Consider the following 4,964-nt stretch of genomic DNA (forward strand, 5'->3'; position numbering starts at 1 on the left):
TGATCGAACCGGCCTGCACCAGCGGCGCCAGCGCAGTCGCATCGCGGCGCCAGAGGCGCACTTCATGGCCGGCTTCGGACAGGTCGGCAGCGGCCGCGTAGGCGCCGTGGCCGCCGCCGAGGATTGCGATTTTCATGGGTTGCAGTCAAGGTTGAAGTGGATCGGTCTTTCAATACATTACTTTTCAACTGTTCATGTGTCAACTAAAAACCGCCCGGGTTCGCGTTTCCACTGATCCCGGTCGGGAGCGGCCGGTGCGCCGTCTTCCGCAGCCACTTCGATGCCGACCTCGAGCGGGCCGGGGGCGCTGAACGCCTCTGCGCCGCCGTCCAGACGGCCGAGAACATGGAAGCCGCCGCTGATCGGCTGGCCGTCATTGCGGTGGAAGATCGTGAGGTCGGGCCCGGGAGCCCAGACGATCATGTCGCCGGCTTCGCAGGTCCGGGTCCGCGTGCCCCGACCCGAGATGGCGCGGGGCAGCGGGCCGAACTTCTCTCTTTTGAAGAGATCGTGCATCGTGATCGTCAGCGGCAGCATGGCGACGAACTCCTGCGCTGTGGGGTTGTCCGCCAAGGTCGCCGGAATCACCTGGCCGTTCAGTTTCAGATTGATTTTCATGATTGACCTCTTGCGTAGAGCCCATCGAAAGGGCGAACGCCCTCCACGGCACGCCGCCGAACGGCACCGCTGATGGGGCGATTGGATTGGAAGCCTGGCCGCTGCCGACGACAGCGCCGCGGTCCTCGGGTCAGGCGCTCTTGCGGCCCAGTTGAAGTTCACGCAGGCGCTTGACGTCGCGCGCCGGGGGCAAGCCGAAGAAGCGGCTGTACTCGCGGTTGAACTGCGACTGGCTCTCGTAACCCACGCGGTGCCCCGCCGTAGCGGCGTCCACGTGTTCGCTGATCATGATGCGCCGCGATTCCTGCAGGCGCAGTTGCTTCTGGAACTGCAGCGGGCTCATCGCCGTGACGGCCTTGAAGTGCTGGTGCAGCGACGACACGCTCATGTGAACCTCGTCCGCCAGATCTTCGACCCGAAGCGCTTCCTGGAAGCGCTGCGAAAGCAGGCTGATGGCCTGCGCGATGCGCTGGCTGTGGCTGTCGACCACGGCCATCTGGGCCAGTCGCCAGCCGTCGGTCGACCTCAGCAGGCGGTACAGGATCTCGCGGGTGATCAGCGGCGCCAGCGCCGGCACGTCTTCGGGCGAATCCAGCAGCTTGAGCATTCGCAGCACCGGATCCAGCAGTGTGGTCGACAGCTCGCCGGTGAAGATCCCGCGCTGCGAGGCGCGCGTCGGGAAGGTCTCGCCGAGCCGAAGCTCCAGGGCGAGCGCCGCGATGTCCTTGACGTCGAAACTCAGCCGCAGTCCGAGGTACGGTGCGTCGGGCGATGCGTCGACCACCTGGCCCGACACGGGGAGGTTTTGCGCCACCACCAGATACTGGCTGCTGTCGTAGATGTAGACCTCTTCAGCGAGCAGCACCCGCTTGCTGCCTTGGGCCAGCACGCAGAAGGCCGGTTCGTGCATCGCGTGGACCGGATGCTGCATCTGCGACGCCCGGGCCAGCGTGAGGCGCGGTATCGCCGTTGGGTGCGCGCCGTCGGTGCCGGTGACGCGGTCGATGATGGCCGCGAGTTCGGCCCTCATCACGGTGGTCTGCAGTTGATCGACGGGACGATCGCTGCGCAGTGCGCGGGGGGTGGATGTCTGCATGGCCTGAAGCTTATGCATCTCACCGACGTTTGTCTCGGCTCTCTCGACCCCGCCGGAGGATCGGGCAAAGATCTTCAACGATCCAGCAAGGGTGGGTTCGGATCGAGCTCTGCCCCACAAACAACGAAGCCCGCACGGATGCGGGCTCTGTCAAGAAAGCAAGCGGTCGCGGGAACCGCTCAAGTCTCAGCGCGTCGGCTTGAACCCACGCGACTTTTGCGCGTCGCGCGGCACGAACACCTTGCCGCCACCACCGCCGGCATGGCCGCGAGGCGCAAAGCCCTCACCGCGACCGGCACCACCGCCGAAACCGCCGCGCGGCGCGCTGTCGCCCCAGCCCGGCTTGCGGCCGTAGCCACCGCCGCCTTCATCGCGGCCGCCGCCGAAACCGGCATTGCCCGCATTCTGGAAGCTGCGCGGCGCACCGGCGCCCGGGGCCCGTGCATTGCGGTCGTTGAAGCCGCTGGCACCGGCATAGTTGTTGCTGCCGCCGAAGCCGCCGGCATTGCCGCCGCGATGACCACCGCCGCCACCGAACTTGCGGTCGCGCGAATGGTTGTCGCGGCTGTCGCGGCCACGGCCGCCGAAGTCGCCTTGCGGGCGCGATTGCGGCGAACGCTGCTGCGGCTCGAGGCCCGGCACCACTTCGGCCTTGAACTGCTGACGGCTGTAGGCCTCGATGTCGAAGATCTTGCGGCGGTCGCGGAACTCGGCGAAGGTGATGGCCAGGCCGTCGCGGCCGGCACGGCCGGTGCGGCCGATGCGGTGGGTGTAGTCCTCGGCCTTCATCGGCAGGCCGAAGTTGAAGACGTGGGTGATGGTCGGCACGTCGATGCCGCGGGCGGCCACGTCGGTCGCCACCAGGATCTGCACCTGGCCCTGGCGCAGCGCCATCAGGCGGCGGTTGCGCAGGCCCTGGCTCAGCGCGCCGTGCAGCGCCACGGCGCTGAAGCCGTCCTGCTGCAGGTCGTTGGCGAGGCCGTCGCACTCGACTTGCGTGCTGGCGAACACGATCGCCTGGTTGATCGTGGTGTCACGCAGCCAGTGGTCGAGCAGCTTGCGCTTGTGCTGGGTGTTGTCGGCCCAGAACAGGCTCTGCTTGATGTTCGCGTGCTTCTCTTGCGGGCTGTCGATCGTCACGCGCTGCGGCTCGCGCATCACGCGCTGGGCCAGCTGCTGGATGCGCGGCGCGAAGGTGGCGCTGAACATCATGGTCTGCTGGCGTTCGATCGTCAGCTGGTTGACTTCGGCCAGGTCGTCCGAAAAGCCGAGGTCGAGCATGCGGTCGGCTTCGTCGACCACCAGGAACTTGACCTGGTCGAGCTTGATCTGCATCGAGCGCTGCAGGTCGAGCAGGCGGCCCGGCGTGGCGACCACGAGGTCGGCGTTCTGCAGCTTGGCGATCTGCAGCTGGTAGGGCATGCCGCCCACCACGTTGGCGATGCGCAGGCCACGGCAATGCTTGACCAGGTCGATGGCGTCGTGCGCCACCTGCTGCGCGAGTTCGCGCGTCGGGCACAGGATCAGCGCGCCGGGCGTGGCGGCCTTGAAGTGGCGCGAATTGGTCGGGTCCTTGCGCTTCGGCTTCTTCGGCGGCGCTTCACCGCGGGCCGCGGCTTCGGCGGCCTGGCGCTGGAACTCAGCCTTGCTGGCAGCCTCGGCTTCGGCCTGACGCTGCAGCAGGGTGTGCAGCACGGGCAGCAGGAAGGCGGCGGTCTTGCCGCTGCCGGTCTGGCTCGACACCATCAGGTCGACGAAACGGGTGGCGCCGTCGGCACCGCCGCTAGCGGTCATGGCGCGCGGGATCACCTGCTCCTGCACGGTGGTCGGCTGGGTGAAGCCCAGGTCTTCGACCGCGGCGATCAGCTCGGGCGCCAGGCCCAGCTTGATGAAGCCGTTGGGCAGCTTCGGCTCGGCGGCGGTCTCGACCGCGTCGAGGGCCTCGAGCTCGGGGGCGTCGATGGAAACGGAAAGCGACTCGCTGGTCACGGCGGCAACAGCGAAATCATCGGATTGCACAGGCGCGAACTCGCCCTGCGCTTCAAAAGCGTCGGTCATTTATTCAATCTCAAACGCGAGCGCTGCCGTAGGCGGCGCCCCGTCGGGTGGTGAAAAACATCAACCATCCAACGACGTTCAGCCGTCGACTCTCGTCGGGGCTGCGGCCCGTTATTCAGTAACTCCAGTTACTCGGGCGCGCGATGTGCAAGATAGGGAGATGCAAGAAAACGCTGAAGTAAATCAGCGAAGCCACAAATTATCGCATGAACCCGGGTTTTTACCTAATCTTTAATCCTGAAGCCTCAGGAAGGTGTCCCGGTAGTGCGCCAGCTCCTCGATCGACTCGTGGACATCGGCCAGCGCCGTGTGGGCCTGGTTCTTCTTGAAGCCGTTGTAGGCCGCGGGCTTCCAGCGCTTGGCGAGTTCCTTCAGCGTGCTGACGTCGAGATTCCGGTAGTGGAAATAGGCCTCCAGCTTGGGCATGTACTTGACCAGGAAGCGGCGGTCCTGGCCGATCGTGTTGCCGCACATCGGCGAGCCGCTCTTCGGGATGTAGCGCGAGATGAAATGGATCAGTTCTTTCTCGGCCGCGGCTTCGTCGATGGTGGACGCCTTGACCTTGTCGATCAGCCCGCTGCGGCCATGGGTGCCCTTGTTCCAGGCGTCCATCGCATCGAGCAGCTCGTCGCTCTGGTGGATCACCAGCACCGGCCCCTCGATGCGAGGCGTCAGGTCGGGCCCGGTGACGATCACGGCGATTTCCAGCAGGCGCTCTTTCTCGGGGTCCAGGCCGCTCATCTCGCAATCGAGCCAGACGAGGTTTTGATCGCTCTTCTTGAGCGTGGCGGGCGCTGTCGGTGCTGTGGTTTCGGGCATCGGGCGATTGTCGTCGATGGCTCCGGCCCCGCCCTCGCGGCGGACGCCCCTGATGGCAGCAGGCCGACCGGACCCCGGCGCCGGGGCCCGCAAAGGCGCGGGCTAAACTCGCCGCCATGTCTAGCCACCTGCCCGCCTCCCTCATTCTCACGATGGCCTTCGCGCTTGCGCTGGTCGCGGGCCTGGCTGTCAAGTTCTGGCTCGCCAGCCGCCAGGTGCGCCATGTGGCGCGGCATCGCCATGCCGTGCCGGCCGCCTTCGAGCTGGCCATCACGCTGGCCGCGCACCAGAAGGCCGCCGACTACACCGTCGCCAAGACCCGCTTCGGCCTGCTCGAGATGGCCTGGACCGCCGCCTTGCTGCTGGCCTGGAC

The 4,964-nt window shown here is 66.6% G+C and carries 4 protein-coding genes and 2 pseudogenes; 1 reads left to right on the forward strand and 5 read right to left on the reverse strand.

The genetic code is table 11. The features are described 5' to 3' along the window. The 5 genes and pseudogenes from AC1DY5_RS41880 to orn all read right to left on the reverse strand — a co-directional run. Nucleotides 1-136, reverse strand: a pseudogene (locus AC1DY5_RS41880) (glycerol-3-phosphate dehydrogenase); the annotation flags it as partial. A gap of 56 nt (nucleotides 137-192) precedes the next feature. Beyond that, on the reverse strand, nucleotides 193-618 hold the full coding sequence (locus tag AC1DY5_RS41885) for a cyclophilin-like fold protein (protein WP_478120329.1): 426 nt from the start codon (nucleotides 616-618) through the stop codon (nucleotides 193-195). 130 nt (nucleotides 619-748) lie between these two features. Next, nucleotides 749-1,714 carry an AraC family transcriptional regulator gene (locus AC1DY5_RS41890; protein WP_478120330.1) on the reverse strand — a complete coding sequence of 322 codons (966 nt, stop codon included), beginning with the start codon at nucleotides 1,712-1,714 and terminating at the stop codon, nucleotides 749-751. A gap of 186 nt (nucleotides 1,715-1,900) precedes the next feature. Beyond that, nucleotides 1,901-3,772: a DEAD/DEAH box helicase gene (locus AC1DY5_RS41895; RefSeq protein ID WP_478120331.1), complete on the reverse strand. Its 1,872-nt coding sequence runs from the start codon at nucleotides 3,770-3,772 to the stop codon at nucleotides 1,901-1,903. Between the two features lie 231 nt (nucleotides 3,773-4,003). Beyond that, nucleotides 4,004-4,591: an oligoribonuclease gene (gene orn / locus AC1DY5_RS41900; protein WP_478120332.1), complete on the reverse strand. Its 588-nt coding sequence runs from the start codon at nucleotides 4,589-4,591 to the stop codon at nucleotides 4,004-4,006. A 116-nt stretch (nucleotides 4,592-4,707) separates the two neighbouring features. Here orn and AC1DY5_RS41905 point away from each other — a divergent pair. Beyond that, nucleotides 4,708-4,964: pseudogene (locus AC1DY5_RS41905) on the forward strand (M48 family peptidase); the annotation flags it as partial.

It is taken from the genome of Variovorax sp. P4_D9, from assembly GCF_056401695.1.

Coding starts and splice junctions, on each gene's coding strand:
- AC1DY5_RS41885 (WP_478120329.1), bottom strand. CDS start 618: ATGAAAATCAATCTGAAACTGAACGGCCAGGTGATTCCGGCGACCTTG.
- AC1DY5_RS41890 (WP_478120330.1), bottom strand. CDS start 1,714: ATGCAGACATCCACCCCCCGCGCACTGCGCAGCGATCGTCCCGTCGAT.
- AC1DY5_RS41895 (WP_478120331.1), bottom strand. CDS start 3,772: ATGACCGACGCTTTTGAAGCGCAGGGCGAGTTCGCGCCTGTGCAATCC.
- orn (WP_478120332.1), bottom strand. CDS start 4,591: ATGCCCGAAACCACAGCACCGACAGCGCCCGCCACGCTCAAGAAGAGC.